Consider the following 1,113-nt stretch of genomic DNA (forward strand, 5'->3'; position numbering starts at 1 on the left):
CGGTCCCTGACAAACAGGTCACCTCCAAGCTCGTCTTCAAGTTTCTTGATCGCAGTCGTCAAGGAAGGCTGGGAGACATTGGAGGCGCTGGCTGCGTGGGTGAAGTTTCGGTGCTCGCAGACAGCGAGAAAATACCTGATCTGGTTCATTTCCATCGCCGCATTCTCCGTTACATCTTCAGCCACACCATCAAACCAACTTCAATAGTCAACGTCTATCAAAGAATAGAATTTCGGAATTGGGTTCGGGCGCATTCGGCATGGGACAAAAGTGCATCGAAACCAAACCTGAAGCACTTCAAATCAGACGACCATGAAAACGCAAATCCTTCAGACAGTCGCCGCACTGGCGCTGATCACAACTTCTGCAACTGCACAGGACAACCCAATGGTAAATCATACAGCCAGCTACATCGCCATGCCGGCCGCCGAAGGCCAGACCGGAGCTTTCGCAAAGTTTCTGGCTGGTGCCGCCGCGATCGTGCGGGACACAGAGCCGGGCACCGTCCTTTGGTTTGCTCTGCAAGCCGATGACACGCTCGCAATCTTTGACATCTTCACAGACGAAGAAGCACGCAACGCTCACTTCTCAGGAGCGGTTGCGGCGGCTTTGAACCAAAACGCCGACGCGCTGGTCGACGGCGGATGGGACGACGGTGTTGTCGCGAATATCAACAACTCCGATGTCCTGTCGGTCAAGGCGCCGGTTGATCTCTCCACGGCAACGACCGCAACTTACATCAAGCTCAAAGCTGCTCCAGGTAAAGGCCCCGAATTGGCAGCCTTGCTGACTGCCGCCGGCCCCATCGTCGCAGAAACTGAACCCAAGACATTGTTCTGGGCGGCGCTGCAGATTGACGAGACCAACTTCGCCATCTTCGACATCTTTGCCGACAACTCTGGCCGCGAAGCGCACTTTGCCGGACAAGTCGCCGGACTCCTGAATGAAAAGGCTTCAGAATTGATCTCAGGTGGATGGGACGACGGTGTGGTGGCAAACGTCCACAATTTCGAAATCCTCGCTACCAAGTAATCTCGAGGTGACTTGAGAAAGAAGTGCCCGGTGCAACCCATCGGGCGCTTTGCTGTTTGAATTTAGATTCACGCCAAAGCG

At 54.5% G+C, this 1,113-nt stretch carries 2 protein-coding genes; one reads left to right on the plus strand and one right to left on the minus strand.

Going from position 1 to position 1,113, the window contains the following annotated elements; translation table 11 throughout:
• On the minus strand, window positions 1-185 hold a 185-nt coding region (locus JEQ47_RS20475), incomplete at its 3' end, for a LysR family transcriptional regulator (RefSeq protein WP_407931800.1).
• Between the two features lie 127 nt (window positions 186-312).
• Between JEQ47_RS20475 and JEQ47_RS20480 the strand changes: the two genes are divergently transcribed.
• Window positions 313-1,032, plus strand: a complete 720-nt coding sequence (locus JEQ47_RS20480) for a putative quinol monooxygenase (protein ID WP_236021048.1) — start codon at window positions 313-315, stop codon at window positions 1,030-1,032.
• The last annotated feature ends 81 nt before the right edge of the window (window positions 1,033-1,113 follow it).

Source organism: Devosia sediminis (assembly GCF_016411825.1).
GTDB classification, from domain to species: Bacteria; Pseudomonadota; Alphaproteobacteria; order Rhizobiales; family Devosiaceae; genus Devosia; species Devosia sediminis.

Excerpts from the sequence above, each read along its gene's own strand:
- JEQ47_RS20480 (WP_236021048.1), top strand. The coding sequence starts at position 313 with ATGAAAACGCAAATCCTTCAGACAGTCGCCGCACTGGCGCTGATCACA.